This window comes from Actinokineospora xionganensis, assembly GCF_014323725.1.
GTDB lineage: Bacteria > Actinomycetota > Actinomycetes > Mycobacteriales > Pseudonocardiaceae > Actinokineospora > Actinokineospora xionganensis.
In genome coordinates, this window is record NZ_JABVED010000026.1 from 1 (window position 1) to 16,985 (window position 16,985).

Genomic DNA, 16,985 nt, shown 5'->3' on the forward strand with positions numbered 1-16,985 from the left:
GTCAACGCATCCAGCCCAGGATGAAAAGGGCTCAGGGAAGTGCGTTGGTATAGGCAATCGAATAACTTCTGCCTACCTTACGAGACTCGCAGGAGGATCGGCGACGAAAATCTTGCCGATGAAACCTTGCGGCTCACTGTTCTTGCAGGTTTTGAAGATCGCATTAGGGAATTGCCAGAATTCCCTGTCCGAAACGATGCCGAGATTGAACTAGCGGCTCAAGTAATGCTACGTGCTTTGCAGTTCGCGTTTGAGACGGAAGGGCTTGAGTTTGCCCACTTTCTTGAAGACAAGCAGCGGGGCGAGTACCCTACTATCGCCGATTCGGTGCGACACGCTATCGATCACTTTAGCCTTGTGGGCAAGAAGCGAGTGCGTGTCGCAACTGCCGTAATGGCCACGGTCAGGCGGGTACTCTATTCATCACAAGAGCATGAGAGGGTTTATCTCTCCAAACTTTCGCGTACATACGCCTTGTTATTTACCCTAAATACTGAGCCGCGGTTGATTGACTTCTTTCAGGACATGACTGGCGATCTCAGGCTGTATGTTGGCGCCGACGTGTTAGTCCGCGCTCTCAGTGAGCACTGTCTCGCCAAAGAAGACCAGGCCACGACAAACACGCTAGAGATGGCGTCGCGTTGCGGAGCCGAACTGATCTTAACCGAACCAGCTCTCGATGAGGTGGTCAATAACCTCCGAGGAACTGATCGAGAATACAAGAATCACTACAAAGCGATCGACGCTCACGTCGATCTAAATATGACGCGTAATGTGTCCAAAATCATGCTTCGTGCGTACTTTTATGCGCGCCTGGACGTAACTACTGCCGCTCTAAAGCCAAGAAATTGGGAATCATTCGTTGGGCAATTCTGCGACTATACTGATTTGCATACCTCTCGCGCGATGGACGATATGCGCAGGTATCTACAAACGGGATACAATCTGAGTTACGAGGCTGCCGCAAAGATGCGGTCCGTGGTGAATGATGACGCTTTGGCCGACCTTACGCGGCGTCTACTTTCGTTAAAAGGTAACAAATATGAACTCGCACTAAACGATGCACTCACGGCACTTACGGTCTATGGAAAACGTTTGGAGAATCGCGAAGATGGGTCAGGAGGGGAGTTCGGATATAGGACGTGGTGGTTGACGGGCGAGACCGCTATAGCCAGAAAGACCGGCTTGCTTGTAAAACGCAATAATGGTGCGAGATATATGATGAGACCTGATTTTCTCCTCAATTTCCTCGCCCTAGCGCCTAGTACGCAAGAGATCCGAGAGACATTCGGCACAGTGTTTCCGAGCTTGCTGGGTGTAACGCTTTCTAAGCGCATGTCCGAAGAGTCTTTCAAGGAAATTATGGACAAGGTTCGAGATGCGACTGAACTAAGTGAAGCTCGCAGATCTGCTCAGATTGCAAAATTGTCGGATCAGCTCAAGAGTGATTTTGTCAGACAGTATGCGAACTCGCTCGAAGATGTAGACCCTAACGAAGAAGTAGTGCGGGCCGCTTTGGGCTGACGCTAAGCTGGTGGCAGTTTACGACGCGCGACAAATATCGACGGTTCCTCATGCCTCTTGGAACGAAAATCATCGGGGAATGTCGCCTCGTGGTAGGTAATTGGCATGCCAATACCCAACGGCGAATTGCGCCGATCGTCCGAGAGGATGCGCGAGTTGGAGATCCCAGGCTGGCCGTGGCGGGACAGTGCACCAGCCTGGGATGGTCTGTGTGGTTAGAACCGGTGCCCGTACAGCACGCTGCGAACAGCGCCCACGACGGAGCTGAACAGCGGCAGGGCCGGGTGTACCGGGTCCGGGGCGGTCGCCCAGAAGGCGACTGAGCGGTCCGTGAGGTCGGTGGGCAGCAGGACTCGCGCGTGCACTGGCTCGACGCCAGGGGGCAGCGGCCTGCGGCGCTGTTCGTCGGTCATCGGTTGGGTGAGGAAGGTCCACTCGGTGCGCTTGCCCGGGGTCGCGAGCACGGGGCCCGCGAGCATCCGCAGCCGCAGCCACCATTGGACTTCCGCGCCCAAGCCCGCGCGCATTCGCAGGCCGCCTACGTGTTCGCCGAGGTCGAGGTACGCGCCGAGTGCGTCGCCGTCGACCGGCCAGCCCAGGGTGGTCCGGTAATCAGGCACTTCGAACGTGGGTGCGTGCGGTTGTGCGCCACCGTCCAGTGCGTGCAAGTCGGATAGTTCCGCCGCCGTCATGGCGAGCCACCTTTCGCCGTCGACGGGTCGGGTGCGCCTCCTGTGGCGTGGTTGGTCCGATCGTCGACTTCTGTTCATCAGGATGAGTGATGGTGGCCCCGGTCACCCATCTCAGTAAGGCATAACGTTCGCCTGATGAGTCGCGAATCAGCAGGTCGCGACCGTCTACACGCGAATGGACGCAGGCAGGATCCGCCGAAGGATCCCGTGTGGGTGACCGTGTCGTCGCCACTCTCTCGGGTAACCCAGTGACACTTCCTGGAACCGGACGCCGTCGTGGTGGGTGATCCGCGGGATGTGCAGGTGCCCGTAGACCATCGCGGCGGTGGGGAAGCGGGTGTGCCAGTCGGCGGTCAGTTCCGTCCCGCACCACTGGGCGAACTCGGGGTAACGCAGGATCCGGGTGGGTTCGCGCACCAGCGGATAGTGGTTCACCAGGACCAGGGGAAGGTCGCACGCGGCGAGCCGGGGCTCGGTCAGCGCGACGCGGGCGCGGCACCATTCGTCTCGGGTGGGGTACGGGTCGGGGTGCAGGTAGACCTCGTCGGTGCAGACCACGCCGGTCTCGTGGGCGTAGGCCAGCGACTCCTCCTTGGTGGAGCAACCCGGCGCGCGGAAGGTGTAGTCGTAGCCGATGAACAGCGGTGCGACGAGGACCGGTCCGCCCTCGCCGTCCCACCGTTCGTACGGGTCTTCCGGGGTCACCACACCGAGCCCGCGGCACATCTCCACCAGCGCCTCATACCGCTCGACGCCGCGCGCCTGGACCGGGTCGGCGCCGACGGTCCACAGTTCGTGGTTGCCGGGCGCCCAGATGACCTTGGCGAACCGCTCGGCCAACAGGCCGAGCGCCCACTCGATGTCGGGCACCTGGTCGGCGACGTCGCCCGCGACGATCAGCCAGTCGTCCGCGGACTCGGGCCGCAGCCCTTCCACGATCGCGCGGTTCTCCGCGTAGGTGATGTGCAGATCGCTGATAGCCAGGAGTGAGCCCACGCCTCGATACTCGCACGGGCGCCCGACACCGGTGATCTCACCCGCCCATCAGCTCTGCCGCCCGCTTGATCGCCTTGCGCACCCGGAAGTACGTCCCGCAGCGGCACACGTTCTCGATGGCGTCGATGTCGGCGTCGGTCGGCTTCTTGGTCCGCTTGAGCAGCGCGACCGCCGCCATGATCTGCCCGGGCTGGCAGTACCCGCACTGCGCGACGTCCTGTTCCAGCCACGCCTGCTGCACCGGGTGCAGGATGTCGCCGTCGGCGAGGCCCTCGATGGTCGTGACCTCCTTGCCCTGCGCGTCGGCGACCGGCACGACACAGGGGTTCACGGCCTTGCCGTTGATGTGGCTGGTGCACGCCTTGCAGACGTTGATGCCACAGCCGTACTTCGGCCCTTTGACGCCCAGCTTGTCGCGCAGCGCCCACAACAGCGGCAGGTCGGCGGGCGCGTCGACGGTGACCGTCTTGCCGTTCACGGAGAAGGTGTAGTTCGGCAACGGGTTCTCCTTAACGCGGGAACGGTTCGAAGTCGACGGGGAAGTTGATCGGGAAGCTGCGCGGCGCGATACCGGTCGCGCGCGCGTACGCGTTCGCGATGGCGCCGACCGCCGCGGGGACGCCGAGTTCACCCGCGCCGCCCGGCTCGCCGTTCGGCGGCATGATGAAGATCTTGACGTCGGTGGGGGAGTCTTTCTGCCGGGCGTAGTGGAACTGCGAGTAGCTGCCCTCCAACGGCAGACCGCGGTCCAAGTGCAGACCCGCCCGCAGCGTCGTGGCGATCGCGTCGGTGAGCCCGCCGAGGAGCTGCGCTTCCAAACCGCGAGGGTTGATCGGCCTGCCGTAGTCGGCGGCGATCACGGCCTTGACCACGCGCGGGTTCTTCGTGTCCCGGGCGTCGATCGTGACCATGCATGCCGTGCAGGATTTGTATTCCTCGTGGAAACCGACGCCCTGGGCGAACCCGGCGGGCAGGCTCTGGCCCCACTTGCCTTCCGTTGCGACCTTGTTCAGCACGGCGCGCTGCTTGTCGGTCTTGAGGAACTCACGGCGGAACGCGACCGGGTCCTTCCCGAGTTTGCGGGCCAGCTCGTCGACCATGATCTCCTCGGCGCCGCGCGTGTTGGCCGAGTAGACCGACCGCCAGCTGCCGGTGTGCATCTTCAGCGGCACCTCGTTGAGCAGCTGCGTGGTGACACCGAAGTTGTAGGGCGACTTGATGGTCGTGAGGAAGACCGTCTGCGCGAAGCTGAGGTTGCCGCCCACGGGAAGGTTCGCCGCCATCGCGGTGAGGATCTCGCCGAGGCCGTGCCGGAAGTCGGTCTCCACACTGGCGACGCGGTGCTCGAAGGTGAGCACGTTGCCCAGCGCGTACGTCGCGCGGATCTTGTGATGGCTCGCGGCGCGGGCGCGACCGTGTCGCATGTCATCGATGCGGCTCCACATCAGCTTGACCGGCCGCTTCATCGCCTTGGAGATGCGCGCGGCCTCCAATGCGGAGTCGAAGAACAGCCTGCGACCGAACGAGCCGCCGCCCTGGATCACGTGGACCTTGACCGCGTCCTCCGACAGCCCCAGCTCTTGGGCGATGGTCTGTTGGGCGACGATCGGGGATTTGAGACCGGCCCAGATCTCGGCGCGGTCGGCCCGCACGTCGGCGATCGCGGAGTTCGTCTCCAGCGGGGCGTGGCTGGCGAAGGCGAAGTCGAACTCGGCATCGACGTGCTGGGTCAGCAGCGGCGGCACCACGAACGGCAGCGCGGCGGCCCGCAGCTTCTTCTTGATCGTCGCGTCGGACTCGCTGTCGACGGTGCCCGCGTTCCAGGTGACCTTGAGCGCCCGGGTCGCGTCCAGCGCCTGCCCGAACGTTTCGGCGGCCACGGCGACACCGGTCTGGATCACCGCGAGGTCGACCACCCCGGGCATCGCGCGCACCGCGGCGGCGTTGTCGACGGAGCGGACAGTGCCGTTGATCGACGGCGGCCTGCGCACCATGGTCGGCAGCGCACCAGGGACGTCGAGGTCGAGCGTGTACTGCTGGGTGCCGGTGACCATCGCGCGGGCGTCGATGCGCGAGGTCGCCTTGCCGATGAGCGTGAACTCCGACTCCGGCTTGAGCGCGGGAGACCCGACGGACAGCGCCGTATTCGCCGCTTCGACGGCCAGTTCGCCGAAACTGATGTGTAGCCCGTCGAGCGAGACGACCTCGCCCTCCTGCGTCCGCAGGCTCGACGCCTCCGTGTCCCACCGGGCGGCCGCGGCGGCGACCAGCCGGGTCCGCGCGGCGGCGGCGGCCCGGCGGACCGGTTCGTAGACCGCGCGGATGGTGTTGGAGCCGCCGGTGAGCTGGTTGAAAAGCAGCTCGGGCCGCGCGTCGTCCAGACGGACCCGCACCTGCGAGAGCGGGATGTCCATCTCCTCGGCGACCAGCATCGCGGTGGCCGTGGTGATGCCCTGCCCGACTTCCTCCCGCGGCAGCTGCAGCGTCACCATGCCGTCGGACTCGACGGTCAGGATCAGCATGTTCGAGGTGGGGGCCGCCGCGAGGATGAGGAGCTCGCCGAGGTCGATCAGGTCGGCGGGCGCGGGCGGCGTCGGGATGGCCGCCTCGGCTGTGGGTTCGTCGCCGGTGAGATTGACCGCGATGGTCAGGGTCGGAGCGGCGACGAGGAACGCCAGAATTTGGCGCCTGGTTGGTGTGCCCATCGGAACCTTCCGTCTGGGCCAGTCGGGGGACTGGTCTAGGCCGAACGGGGGTGTGACTCAAGGCACCTTAGGCAGAAAGTCTGTGCATACTCAACTGATCATGGGCCCGGAATGTTGCCTAAGTGATGAACGGTCGGATTGGCGGGACGAAAGGCACCCATCCGCAGTGGCAAGATCACCGAACCAGCCATGGCAGGACATCGGCGAGGAAGAGTGACGTGTAGGCGACCGCGAGGCCCGCGGCGGCGCCGAGCACGAGCGAGACGGCTTGGGCGCCGGTCAGTCGGGACTCGCGGACCTTCTGCTCATACTCACGTTGCCGGTCGTCCATCACTCGCTGCGCCATGGGCAGGTAGTTCGGGTTCAGTGGTGCGTTGAGGGGTCGGGGTCGTTCAGGTTCGGGGGTTGTGGTGAGGAGGTCGCGCACGCACTTGAGGAAGGCGGCGAGCCCGAGCGCGACGGCCGGGGCGAACGCCGCGAGACCCATCCATGGGGGACCGTTGTCGACGTTGCGGACGACCAGCCATCCGCCGAGTTCGAACACGAGGGCGGCGAGGCCGAACCGCACCCCCGGGCTGACGCCGGGTCCGATCGCGGTCGAGCCTCGACTGCCCTGCTTGACTTGGATGATCGCGGCGGTGGTCTGGATGAGCGCGGCGCCGAACGAGATCCACGCGGGCCAGAAGTCAGTGGGCATGGCCATGGCATCCCTCCTCCGATGATCATAAGTCGGCGGGAAGGCGGCCGGACTGAAGTTCCATCATTCGAGTGATCGTCCTGGCCGGGCGATCTTGGCGTCGGGAAAATCGGGAGGATGAGAAGACGCGGCGAGTTGCCGGCGAGCCAGACCTATCAGACAGCGCCGGTCTGCGCGGGGTGTGGGAACACGCCGTTGCTGGTGAGGATGGCGGCTGAGCGGATGGCGCACGGGTTCAGGAATGTGGGTGGAGTTTTCGAGAAGTGCCGGTACCACAATGGATGGCACGTGCTGATCGACCAGGCGGCCGACGAGGACTGGCCTGGACGGACGGTCAAGGTGCCGATTCCGCCGTATCGGTCGTGATGGTGGCCAGCCGCTTCGGGGACCAGGAGGAGGCGGGAAGGGTCAGGGTGCCCGCCCCGGGGTTCTTGGAGTCCCGCACGCGGATCACGGCCGCGTAAGCGACCTCGACACAGTCCTGTTGGTGATTGCTGAAGCTCGACTTCCGCCACTCTGTGTGCACGGTGTTTCAACCCCGTTCATGATCGGCCGCCATCTTGGTCAGGAAGTTCACCGAATCGGCGCAGCCGAGCGATGCCTGGATCAGGGAAGCGGTGTGGGCGCGAAACGCTTGCGTGTCCTCTGGCGCATCGAGGAAGCCCGATACCAGGCTGTGCTCCACGTAGACGATCGGCGGTGCCTTGGGAAATTCCAGCAGGGAGAAGTAGCCGGGGTTGTGGTAGCCGCCATGGCGGAATGGGATCACATGGAGTGCGATGTTCGGCCGTTTCGCCATGTCGATGAGCCAGTTGATCTGCTCGACCATCACCGCGGATCCACCCTGCGCTCGGCGCAGGGCCGCCTCATCCAAGATCGCGACATACTGCGGTGCGACGAGCCGGGCGAGGACCTTCTGCCGGTCCAAACGCGCGGCGATCATGGCTTCGTGGAGTTCCGTTGTCTGGCCCAGAGAGGTGATTGCCCGGGCATATGCGGGCGTCTGCAACAGGCCAGGCACGGTGCACGGCGCGAAGTTGACGATGGAGACCGCTTCGGACTCGAAGATCGGCAAGGTGGGGCGCTGGGGGTCGGTGTCAATGCCGAGCCAGCGTGGGGTGTTCAGCTCGTCGACCAGTGCCATGATCCGCTTGCGTTCAGCCCCGACAACCCCATAGATCGCGAGCATGGCGGATACCTCCGCCACCGTCGCGGTCCGCCTGGCGTTCTCCGTGCGGTTCAGCGTCGCGATCGACTGATCGAGTCGGGTGGCGGCTTGGCGGGTGGTCAGGCCAGCCGCTTCACGTAGCTTGGTCAGTTCCGTTGCGAGGGCTCGCATTCGGGCCGGGAGTCGTTCGCTCATCCGCTCATGAGATCAGAAGTTTCCCGGCCCGCGAATGCCACTAATGGTTGAGCGTTCTCTGGGTATGAAACGCCACCACCGCAGGCCAGAACGACTGTGCCGCCGCCAGCACCCGCTCCGACAACCCCACCCACCGCTCCGACCGCAGCGACACCCCGAACACCGCGAGCAAGGCCAACAAGACCAAGCCCGCTATCCGCGATCGCCGAGTGCCCGCGAGTAATGGCCACACCGACAGCAGACCGAAGGCCGCCGCCGCGACGGGTGCATGGGTCTCCAACGGCTGCGGGAACACGGCGACCGCCGCCGTGGCGACCCCACCGGCCGCGAGGACCACGCGGGCGCTGACGGGAGTCGACCTCAGGCCGGTCGCCGTCACCACGTGGCAGATGCCGGTGATGGCCAGGCCGGTGGTCATGATCCAGCGTTCGTTGGCGTTGATCGCCGCCAGAGCGCTGATTGTGTCGCGGACCGAGTCGAAGTCCGCCGTCCTGGCCGCGGCGATGGTCCAGCCGCCGATCAGCGCCACCGGGGCCAGCGCCGACGACACGCGGGCCCAGGGGGCGGTCACGCTTCAGCCAGGGTGTCGAGGATGCCCTGGCCGTACTTGGCGAGCTTGTTCTCACCGACGCCGCTGATGGTGCCCAGTTGTTCAAGGGTGGACGGCGTCTGGGCGGCGATCTGGCGCAGGGTGGCGTCGTGGAAGATCACGTACGCCGGGACGCCCTGTTCCTTCGCGGTGGCCCCTCGCCACGCGCGGAGGCGTTCGAAGATCGGGGCGGCCTCGGCGGGCATGTCCACAGCGGCTGCCGCCGGCTTGCGGGTCCGCGGTTGGCGGGTGCGCTCCGGCTCGCGGCGCAGCATCACCTGGCGGGTGCGGCCGAGGACGTCGGCGCTGGCCTCGGTCAGCGCCAGGGTTCCGTAGTCGCCTTCGACCGCCAGCAGGCCTTGGGCCAGGAGTTGGCGGACGACACCGCGCCACTCGCTGTCGTTCAGTTCCGTGCCGATGCCGAACACCTTGAGCTGGTCGTGTCGGAACTGGGTGATCTTCTCCGTCTGCTTGCCCAGCAGGATGTCGATCACCTGGCCCGCGCCGAACTTCTGGTTGCGCTCGCGGTCGAGCCGGAAGACCGTCGAAAGCAGCTTCTGAGCGGGGACCGTGCCGTCCCAGGACTCCGGGGGAGTCAGGCACGTGTCGCAGTTGCCGCAGGCCTTGCCCTCCTGGCTGAAGTAGTTGAGCAGCTGCACCCGCCTGCACTCGACGGTCTCGCACAGCGCGAGCATCGCGTCGAGGTGGGCGCTGAGCCTGCGGCGGTGCGCCAGGTCGCCCTCGGAGGTCTCGATCATCTTGCGCTGCTGCACGACGTCGGCCAGGCCGTACGCCAGCCACGCCGTCGACGGCAGGCCGTCGCGGCCCGCGCGGCCGGTCTCCTGGTAGTAGCCCTCGACCGACTTCGGCAGGTCCAGGTGCGCGACGAACCGGACGTCCGGCTTGTCGATGCCCATGCCGAACGCGATGGTCGCGACCACGATCAGGCCGTCCTCCCGCAGGAATCGGCTCTGGTTGCGCGCACGCACCCGCGAGTCGAGACCGGCATGGTACGGAACCGCGGGAATCCCGTTCTGCACAAGGAATTCCGCGGTCTTCTCCACCGACGCGCGGGAGAGGCAATAGACGATGCCCGCGTCGCCTGGGTGCTCTGTGCGCAGCAGGTCGAGCAGCTGCTTCTGCGCGCTGTTCTTCGGGACGATCCGGTACTGGATGTTGGGCCGGTCGAAGCTGGCCACGAAATGCTTGGCATCACCCAGGTTCAGCCGCTGCGCGATCTCCGCGTGGGTCGCCTTCGTCGCCGTCGCGGTCAGCGCGATGCGCGGGATGTCCGGCCAGCGCTCGTGCAGGTCCGACAGCGCCAGGTAGTCCGGGCGGAAGTCGTGGCCCCACTGGGACACACAGTGCGCCTCGTCGATCGCGAACAGCGACACCCTGCCCCGGTCGAGCAGCCGCGTCGTGGACTCCAGCCGCAGCCGCTCGGGCGCGAGGTAGAGCAGGTCGAGCTCGCCGTTGACGAAGGCGTCCTCGACCTCGCGCCGCTGCTGGCCGTCCTGCGTCGAGTTGAGGAATCCCGCGCGCACACCAAGGTTTCGCAGCGCGTCGACCTGATCCTGCATCAGGGCGATCAGCGGCGAGATCACCACGCCCACACCCTCGCGGACCAGCGCGGGAATCTGATAGCAGAGCGACTTGCCGCCGCCGGTCGGCATCAGGACCAGCGCGTCGCCACCACTGACGACGTGGCTGATGATCGCTTCCTGGTCGCCGCGGAAGGCGTCGTAGCCGAAGATCCGGCGCAGGACGTCGAGTTCGGGCGTCAGGGTGTCGGCGGAAGTCACACAGGCGATCGTACGAGGTCTCCGGGATCCTCGGTGCGATCGGCGCGACCCTGTGGACAACTGCGCCCGGCCGTGGACCACTTGGCCAGGTACTCGTCACGCTCGGCGAGGCTGACGGCCATCTCCAAGGTGAACGGGTCGAAGAACGTCGGCCGGTAGAGAGAGTCTGTGACTGTGGAGGTGATGAAGTACAGCGCGGAGAACGCCGCGATGAACAGCGACACCTGGAGCAACTCGTGCGGGGCCGAGACCTGCACGCCGAACACGTTCCCGGTGGTGAGGTCGCGACCGCTCCACGTCTTCATCAGCTCATCCTTGAGCGCCGCGAGCCCGAAGAGCACGAAGAACACGTACATCACCAATGCGACGAGCAGCGCCTGTACCAACTGTGTCAGCACGAGGACCATCACCATGTCGGCGCGTTCGGCCCGCCGCAGCGGCACCCGCTGGGGTACGGCCCGCAGGTGCTTGCGCAGTTCCTGCCGTCCGGTCGAGACCAGGAACAGGATGCCCACCAGCAGGAACAGACTCACCACCAGCCACATCCGGGCGGTGCCGAAGGCCGCCGACATCTGCCAGACCTCGTTGGTGAGCAGTCCGAAAACGGCGAACAACAGCAGCAGCGGCATCGCTCGGGTCGTGAGGCTGCCAACCGATTTCAGTTGCCTGCCCGCCGAACGGAGCGCGGCCGCGAAGACCGAACCCACCCCAAGCACGGTCAGGCTGACCAGGACCCCGGTGACGACCAAGCTGAACAGCAGGCCGAAGATGGCCTCTTCGCCGAAGAGGGCCAGCTCGACCAGTGTCGGGCCGAGCAGGAACACGCTGATGACGACGGTGGCGGCGCCGGTGCCGTTTCCCGCGACGACCCGCCCGCGCGTCCAGCGCGCGGCCATCCAGGCGGCGACTATGGGAACGATGACGGTCGCGAACCAGAGGGCGTGGTACCCGGCGAGAAGCACCTGGGACTCCATCTGGCGTTCGAACTCCTCCTCGGACTCGCCGTCAAGGATTTCCAGGGGGATGTTCAGCAGGTCCCAGGCGAGCAGGAACGCGACCGCGGGGATGATCCGGACGACCAGCCGGTCGGCTCGGTGGCCGACGATCGAGGGGAGCCCCCGGCCGCGAAACCAGAGTTCGGCCGCGCGCCGTTCGCGATCATCGTTCATGAGAGTGCGGGTGTTCCTTCCACCTGAAAATGATCTTTCGGATATTGTTCACATCCGAAGTCGATTCGCGTATATCCCGTCCGGCGATAGCTTCAGTGTTTCGCGGAGTCGGCCACCCGCGCTCGCAGCGCGTCGAATCGGGTGATCACATTGCGTGCCCCGCACACGAAAGTCCGACCGAGATCGGTCAATTCCATCGCGTTGTTGTCATGTCGGAACAGGTTTCCGCCCAATGCCTGTTCGATTCTGCGCAACTGCGCTTTCAGGGCGATCTGGGACATGCCCAGCGCGGGTGCCGCCTGCCGAAGAGTGCCCAGGTCAGCGGTGGTGAGCACGATGACCAGATGTCTCATCTCCAAGCGCATTGCCATAAAGTACGCCAGTGGCCGGTATGCGTCTGGAATTGAGACATCTTCGAGTGGTCGTCGCGATCGCGCGCGCGGGCAGCATTCGACGCGCGGCCGCGGCGCTGCTCGTCTCGCAGCCCGCATTGCTCGGTCAACTGCAGCGCATTGAGGAGACAGTCGGCGGTCCGGTGTTCGTGCGCAGCCGCACAGGTGTCGAACCCACTGAACTCGGCCGCTTTCTCATCACCGAAGGCGGCGAGGTGGTCGATGAATTCGATCGGCTCATCGCCGCCACGCGCACGCGCGCGAAGCGGCAGCGCGCGTTGGGGATCGGCGCGATGCGTGACCTGGACTCGGCGACGCTGTTCGCCGCGGTCACCGATCTGCTGCCCGCGTGCGAAACCGCGACCTGGCAGCTCGACTCGCTGCGGTCGGGTTTCGACCTGCTGGACGCGGGAGAGCTCGACATCGCGCTGCTCTACCGGTTCCCGCACGGCGCGCCCGCCCCGGCCGCCGTACACCTCAGTGACGTCGTCGCGGTCGAGCCCGCGTTCGTCGGTCTGCCCGCGGACCACGCGCTCGCCGGGCTGACGGAGGTCCCGCTGGCCGCGCTGGCCGACGCGTCCTGGGTCATCTCCGCGGCCGAGGACGACACCGGCAGGCTGGCGGGCTTCCACCGGGCGTGCGCGGGCGCCGGATTCACCCCGCGGATCAGGCATTACGTGGGGGACTGCGACATGGCCATCCCGCTGCTGCGCGCGCCCGGGGCGGTGGCGGTCATGCATCCGCTGTGCCTGCCGCCCGACGGTGTGGTGATCCGGCCCATCGTGGGCAGTCCGCACTACCGGTCCATCACGATCGCCTGGCGCGAGGAATCCACTGTGGACGAGCTGGTCCCGGAGCTGCGGCTGCGGCTGGTCGAGAACTACCACCGGGAAGTCAGCCTGCGGCCGCACTACCGCAGCTGGTGGGAGGCGAACGTCGGTGCGCTGTCGGCGCACGCCCCGGAAGGCGCCAGGGCCACCATCTGCGCCATGGGGGCGGCGCGGATGGTGGCGGCCCAGCCGGTCACTTGACGTTCTTGACCAGTTCCTCCAGCGAGGGCGAGTCGCCCTTCTTGGCGGGCTCGCCACCGGCGGAGTCGGGCGCGATGCCGGCGAGCTTGTCGGCGACGGCGGCGCAGGTGGTGCGGCGCTCGGGGAGCTTGCCGTCGATCAGGTAGGCGTTGACGGCGTCGTCGACGCAGGCGTTCTTGCGCGCGCCGTAGTGGCCGTGGACACCGCTGTTCTGGACGGTGATCAGCGGCATGTCGAGCTTGTCGGCCGCGGCGGTCCCGCCGCGGTAGGCGGTCTGCGTGTCGCCGTCGGCCTGTACGACCACCCCCGGCTGGTAGCGGCGATTCTTGATCTCGACCATCGGGTCACGACCGGAGGTGAAGGAGCAGTTGTTCGGGGCCACACTGTTGACCGCCTCGCCATAGGGCGTCTCCGCGGCGACCTTGCGCATGTCGGCGTAGTAGTCCTCCTGGTTGGTCGGCCACGACCAGTCGCACAGGATGGCCTGGTAGGTGCCATTGGGCTTCTCGTCCTGGCGCAGCGAGTCGCCCTCGTCGGGATGTGCCAGCTTGGCGAGTTGACCCGCCGGGTCGGCCTCGACGTCGCCGCCGTCGAGCGCGGGCATCAGGTCGCCCAGCGCCCAGGCGAACGCCGCCCACAGCGAGCGGTACCGCGCACCCGTGCCGACCGCGCTGTCGAACGAGGTCACGTCGTCGAGGTCGCCGAGCCGCTTGTCCCTGAGCGTGGCGGCGAACCGGTCCAGCACGCCCTGCACGTCGGCCGGGGAGGCGCCGAGGTGGAAGGACTTGTCCCGGTCGGCCACCCACTGCTTCCACGCCCGCACGTTCGCGTGGTGGGCCGCCACGTCGTCCTTCTCCTGGTCGCGCCAGGACTGGTTCGGGTCCTGAGTGGAGTCCAGGACGATGCGGTCGAGGTGTTCGGCGAACATCTCGCCGTAGAGCGGACCGAGGAACGTGCCGTAGGAGAACCCGAGGAAGCTGATCTTCTCCTCGCCCAGCACCCGGCGGATCAGGTCCATGTCGCGGGCGGTGTTCATGCTGGTGATGTGCTTGCGCAGGTCACCGCCGCCGCTGGCGCAGGCGGCCTCGTCGCCCTTGGCGTGCTCGGTGTACTTCGGGAGGTCGTCCTCGGTCGGCCTGCTGGGCAGCGTAGCCGACTCGGGCCGCGGGTCGCAGAACAGCTGCGTGGACTTCCCGACACCCCGCGGGTCCATGCCGATCGTGTCGTACACGGCGGCCGAGGGTCGGCCTTCGAGCCCGAGGGCCAGGCTCCTGCCCTCCGCCCCCGGCCCACCAGGGTTGGTCAGCAGCACGCCGCGCCTGCGGGCCTTGTCGCTCGCCTGCTTGCGGGCGATCGCGATGGTGATCTTCTTGCGCGCGGGTTCGCGGTAGTCCATCGGAACCTCGACAGACGCGCACTCGGCGCCGCCGTCCTTGAGGTCGGCGTTCTCACACTCGGCCCACTTGAGCTGCTGACGTGCCAGGTCGTCGAGGCCGTCGGGTTGCTGGGCCGGACTCGGCGCGGGCGTCGACTCCGGTGTCGTGCACCCCGTGAGTCCTATCAGGACGGTTAGGGCGATGGCCGTCGAACGCATCATGCTGGAGTTGTTCCTTTCACGAGAAATCCACGGCGAACGGTATGGCCGCTGCGCCATTCGGCACAGCGGCGACACCGTTCAGTGGATATCCCGTTCGGGTATAACTCCCTTGTTTCAGCCCAGATCGCGGGCCAGCGCCCGGCCCGCGGCGCGGCCGGAGAAGATGCAGCCGCCGAGGAATGTCCCTTCGAGAGCGTTGTACCCGTGGACGCCGCCGCCACCGAATCCGGCGACCTCGCCCGCCGCGTAGAGGCCGTCGAACACCGTGTCGTCCGGCCGGATGACCTGGGAGTCCAAATTGGTCTCCAGGCCGCCCAAGGTCTTGCGGGTCAACAGGTTCAGTCGGACCGCGATCATCGGGCCGTGCGCCGGGTCCTGCAGCTTGTGCGGCTTCGCGATCCGCATGACCTTGTCCGACAGGTAGGTGCGGCCGTTGCGGATCGCCATGATCTGCATGTCCTTGGAGAACGTGTTGTCCAGTTCGCGGTCGCGCGCGGTGACTTCGCGTTCGACCTGTTCGAATTTCAGCGCGGGACCCGCGCCGAGGGCGTTCATCCCGTCGACCAGGTCGCGCAGGTTGTCACGGACGACGAAGTCCGCGCCCTTGTTCTTGAACGCCTCGACAGGACCGGGCGCGCCCTTCTTGATCCGGTTCAGCAGCAGCCGCACGTCCTTGCCGGTGATGTCCGGATTCTGTTCGGAACCCGAGAGCGCGAACTCCTTCTCGATGATCGACTGCGTGAGGATGAACCACGTGTGGTCGTACCCGGTGCCGACGATGTGCTTGAGGGTGCCGAGGCTGTCGAAGCCGGGGAACAGCGGCACCGGCAGCCGCTTGCCGGTCGCGTCGAGCCACAGCGACGACGGGCCGGGCAGGATCCGGATGCCGTGCGCGGGCCAGATCGGGTCCCAGTTCCGGATTCCCTCGGTGTAGTGCCACATCCGGTCGCGGTTGACGATGTTGCCGCCCGCCGCCTCGGTGATCTCCAGCATTCGCCCGTCGACGTGGGCGGGCACCCCGGTGATCATCTTCTCCGGCGCCCGGCCGAACCGCTCGACCGGCCAGTTCTCGCGCACCAGCTCGGGATTGCCGCCGATGCCGCCCGATGTCACCACGACCGCCTGCGCGCGCAGCTCGAAATCACCCACGCGCGTGCGCGAAGAACTGCACCCGCGGGTGAGGTCGCAGGGTTCCAGGACGGTGCCGCGCACGCCGACGGCCGCGCCGCCCTCGATGATCAGGTCGTCGACCTGGTGGCGGTGTTTGAAGGTGACCAGACCCCGTTCGGCCGCGGCGAGCACCGGCTCGGCGAACACCCGCACCACCTCCGGCCCGGTGCCCCACGTGAGGTGGAAGCGGGGAACCGAGTTGCCGTGGCCCCACGCGACACCCGAACCTCGTTCGGCCCAGCCGACCGTCGCCATCACCCGCAGGCCGAGGTTCCGCAGGTAGGACCGCTTCTCCCCGGCGGCGAAACCGACGTAGGCCTCGGCCCACTGGCGCGGCCAGTGGTCCTCGCGCTCGCGGTCGAAGCCCGCGCTGCCAAGCCAGTCCTGCAAGGCCAGCTCGTAGGAGTCCTTGATCCGCAGCCTGCGCTGCTCCGGACTGTCCACGAGGAACAGTCCGCCCAGCGACCAGAACGCCTGGCCGCCGAGGTTCGCGGCGCTCTCCTGGTCGACCACGACCACCCGCCGACCCGCCTGGACCAGCTCGTAGGTCGCGACCAGGCCCGCGAGCCCGGCTCCGACGACAATGACGTCCGAGACATCCGCGTCAGTCATCTTGCCCCTTCGCTGTACGCACGTACGACGTTGACGAACAACTGCTGACGCGCGGCCCACACGGCCTTGTCGTCGGGTTCCATCAGGCACTGCACGGCGGTCCCGTCGTGCACCGCCACGAGCGCCATCCCGAGCGCCCGCCGGTCGGTGATCCGCAGTCCGGCGGCGCTCAGCGCGGACTCCAGGATCGGCATGATCGTCGCGAGGATCGCCTCCTCTCGGGCCGCCACCACCCGGCGCAGCGCCGGTTTGCGCAGGGCGTGCGCGGTGAACTCGGCGGTGACCCGGAACCAGGTGTCGTCCACGGGGATCACGGCCAGCACGCGGCCGATCGCCGCGTCCAGGGAGGAGGTCTCGGGCGCGTCGGTCAGCTCGTCGCGCAGGTCCGTCAGCATCCGCTCGGAACGCTGCTCCCACATGGCGAGGAACAGCTCGTCGAGGGAGACGAAGTTCGAGTAGAACGCGCCACGGGTGTAGCCGGCGCGGTCGCACACCTGCTCCACGGTGGACGCGCCGAAACCCTGCTCGGCGAAGACCTCCAGGGCGGCGTCGAGCAGCCGCTGACGGGTCTCACCCCGGCGTTTGGTGACGCGCTTGGCCTCAGGCACGGCGGCAGCGTACCCCGGAATGGATACATTTCTGTATC

16 protein-coding genes are annotated in these 16,985 nt (G+C 66.4%); 2 read left to right on the plus strand and 14 right to left on the minus strand.

Going from position 1 to position 16,985, the window contains the following annotated elements:
• Positions 1–39 precede the first annotated feature (39 nt).
• The gene (locus GPZ80_RS29080) at positions 40–1,524 is read left to right on the plus strand and encodes a hypothetical protein (protein WP_187224306.1); all 1,485 of its coding nucleotides are present in this window, start codon (positions 40–42) and stop codon (positions 1,522–1,524) included.
• A 215-nt stretch (positions 1,525–1,739) separates the two neighbouring features.
• Here the strand turns inward: GPZ80_RS29080 and GPZ80_RS29085 are convergent, their stop codons facing one another.
• From GPZ80_RS29085 to GPZ80_RS29135, 11 genes are all read right to left on the minus strand, one after another.
• Complete coding sequence (locus tag GPZ80_RS29085; protein ID WP_187224307.1) at positions 1,740–2,144, minus strand: hypothetical protein; 405 nt, start codon at positions 2,142–2,144, stop codon at positions 1,740–1,742.
• A 237-nt stretch (positions 2,145–2,381) separates the two neighbouring features.
• Entirely contained in the window at positions 2,382–3,212 is an 831-nt protein-coding gene (locus tag GPZ80_RS29090; protein ID WP_312880639.1) for a metallophosphoesterase family protein, read from the minus strand.
• Positions 3,213–3,249: 37 nt separating this feature from the next.
• Positions 3,250–3,711 carry a (2Fe-2S)-binding protein gene (locus GPZ80_RS29095; RefSeq protein WP_187224308.1) on the minus strand — a complete coding sequence of 154 codons (462 nt, stop codon included), beginning with the start codon at positions 3,709–3,711 and terminating at the stop codon, positions 3,250–3,252.
• Between the two features lie 10 nt (positions 3,712–3,721).
• Positions 3,722–5,917, minus strand: a complete 2,196-nt coding sequence (locus tag GPZ80_RS29100; protein ID WP_187224309.1) for a xanthine dehydrogenase family protein molybdopterin-binding subunit — start codon at positions 5,915–5,917, stop codon at positions 3,722–3,724.
• A gap of 175 nt (positions 5,918–6,092) precedes the next feature.
• On the minus strand, positions 6,093–6,620 hold the full coding sequence (locus tag GPZ80_RS29105) for a hypothetical protein (protein ID WP_187224310.1): 528 nt from the start codon (positions 6,618–6,620) through the stop codon (positions 6,093–6,095).
• Positions 6,621–6,948: 328 nt separating this feature from the next.
• Positions 6,949–7,140, minus strand: a complete 192-nt coding sequence (locus GPZ80_RS29110; protein ID WP_187224311.1) for a DUF397 domain-containing protein — start codon at positions 7,138–7,140, stop codon at positions 6,949–6,951.
• A 6-nt stretch (positions 7,141–7,146) separates the two neighbouring features.
• The gene (locus GPZ80_RS29115) at positions 7,147–7,977 is read right to left on the minus strand and encodes a helix-turn-helix domain-containing protein (protein ID WP_187224312.1); all 831 of its coding nucleotides are present in this window, start codon (positions 7,975–7,977) and stop codon (positions 7,147–7,149) included.
• Between the two features lie 40 nt (positions 7,978–8,017).
• Positions 8,018–8,548, minus strand: coding sequence for a DUF998 domain-containing protein (locus tag GPZ80_RS29120; RefSeq protein ID WP_187224313.1), 531 nt, complete (start codon positions 8,546–8,548; stop codon positions 8,018–8,020).
• A complete protein-coding gene (gene recQ / locus GPZ80_RS29125; protein ID WP_187224314.1) occupies positions 8,545–10,368 on the minus strand; it encodes a DNA helicase RecQ in 1,824 nt (607 codons plus the stop codon). The genes GPZ80_RS29120 and recQ overlap by 4 nt, the downstream gene beginning before the upstream one ends.
• The gene (locus tag GPZ80_RS29130) at positions 10,365–11,537 is read right to left on the minus strand and encodes a hypothetical protein (RefSeq protein ID WP_187224315.1); all 1,173 of its coding nucleotides are present in this window, start codon (positions 11,535–11,537) and stop codon (positions 10,365–10,367) included. Before GPZ80_RS29130 ends, recQ begins: the two co-directional genes overlap by 4 nt.
• A 92-nt stretch (positions 11,538–11,629) precedes the next feature.
• Positions 11,630–11,902: a LysR family transcriptional regulator gene (locus GPZ80_RS29135; RefSeq protein WP_187224316.1), complete on the minus strand. Its 273-nt coding sequence runs from the start codon at positions 11,900–11,902 to the stop codon at positions 11,630–11,632.
• Between the two features lie 38 nt (positions 11,903–11,940).
• Here GPZ80_RS29135 and GPZ80_RS29140 point away from each other — a divergent pair, with 38 nt between their 5' ends.
• Positions 11,941–12,960: a LysR family transcriptional regulator gene (locus tag GPZ80_RS29140; RefSeq protein ID WP_187224317.1), complete on the plus strand. Its 1,020-nt coding sequence runs from the start codon at positions 11,941–11,943 to the stop codon at positions 12,958–12,960.
• Here GPZ80_RS29140 and GPZ80_RS29145 read toward each other — a convergent pair.
• The 3 genes from GPZ80_RS29145 to GPZ80_RS29155 form a co-directional block, all read right to left on the minus strand.
• The gene (locus GPZ80_RS29145; protein WP_187224318.1) at positions 12,953–14,557 is read right to left on the minus strand and encodes an alpha/beta fold hydrolase; all 1,605 of its coding nucleotides are present in this window, start codon (positions 14,555–14,557) and stop codon (positions 12,953–12,955) included. The two genes, GPZ80_RS29140 and GPZ80_RS29145, sit on opposite strands and share 8 nt — an antisense overlap.
• A 114-nt stretch (positions 14,558–14,671) precedes the next feature.
• The gene (locus tag GPZ80_RS29150) at positions 14,672–16,339 is read right to left on the minus strand and encodes an FAD-binding dehydrogenase (RefSeq protein ID WP_187224319.1); all 1,668 of its coding nucleotides are present in this window, start codon (positions 16,337–16,339) and stop codon (positions 14,672–14,674) included.
• Positions 16,336–16,947 (minus strand): TetR/AcrR family transcriptional regulator, encoded by a 612-nt coding sequence (locus GPZ80_RS29155; protein ID WP_187224320.1) that lies wholly within the window; start codon positions 16,945–16,947, stop codon positions 16,336–16,338. Before GPZ80_RS29155 ends, GPZ80_RS29150 begins: the two co-directional genes overlap by 4 nt.
• Positions 16,948–16,985 lie beyond the last annotated feature (38 nt).

What these genes read in the sequence shown, in the direction of transcription:
- GPZ80_RS29105 (WP_187224310.1), bottom strand. Translation starts at nt 6,620, where the DNA reads ATGGCCATGCCCACTGACTTCTGGCCCGCGTGGATCTCGTTCGGCGCC.
- GPZ80_RS29135 (WP_187224316.1), bottom strand. Translation starts at nt 11,902, where the DNA reads ATGCGCTTGGAGATGAGACATCTGGTCATCGTGCTCACCACCGCTGAC.
- GPZ80_RS29150 (WP_187224319.1), bottom strand. Translation starts at nt 16,339, where the DNA reads ATGACTGACGCGGATGTCTCGGACGTCATTGTCGTCGGAGCCGGGCTC.
- GPZ80_RS29130 (WP_187224315.1), bottom strand. Translation starts at nt 11,537, where the DNA reads ATGAACGATGATCGCGAACGGCGCGCGGCCGAACTCTGGTTTCGCGGC.
- GPZ80_RS29145 (WP_187224318.1), bottom strand. Translation starts at nt 14,557, where the DNA reads ATGATGCGTTCGACGGCCATCGCCCTAACCGTCCTGATAGGACTCACG.
- GPZ80_RS29115 (WP_187224312.1), bottom strand. Translation starts at nt 7,977, where the DNA reads ATGAGCGAACGACTCCCGGCCCGAATGCGAGCCCTCGCAACGGAACTG.
- GPZ80_RS29100 (WP_187224309.1), bottom strand. Translation starts at nt 5,917, where the DNA reads ATGGGCACACCAACCAGGCGCCAAATTCTGGCGTTCCTCGTCGCCGCT.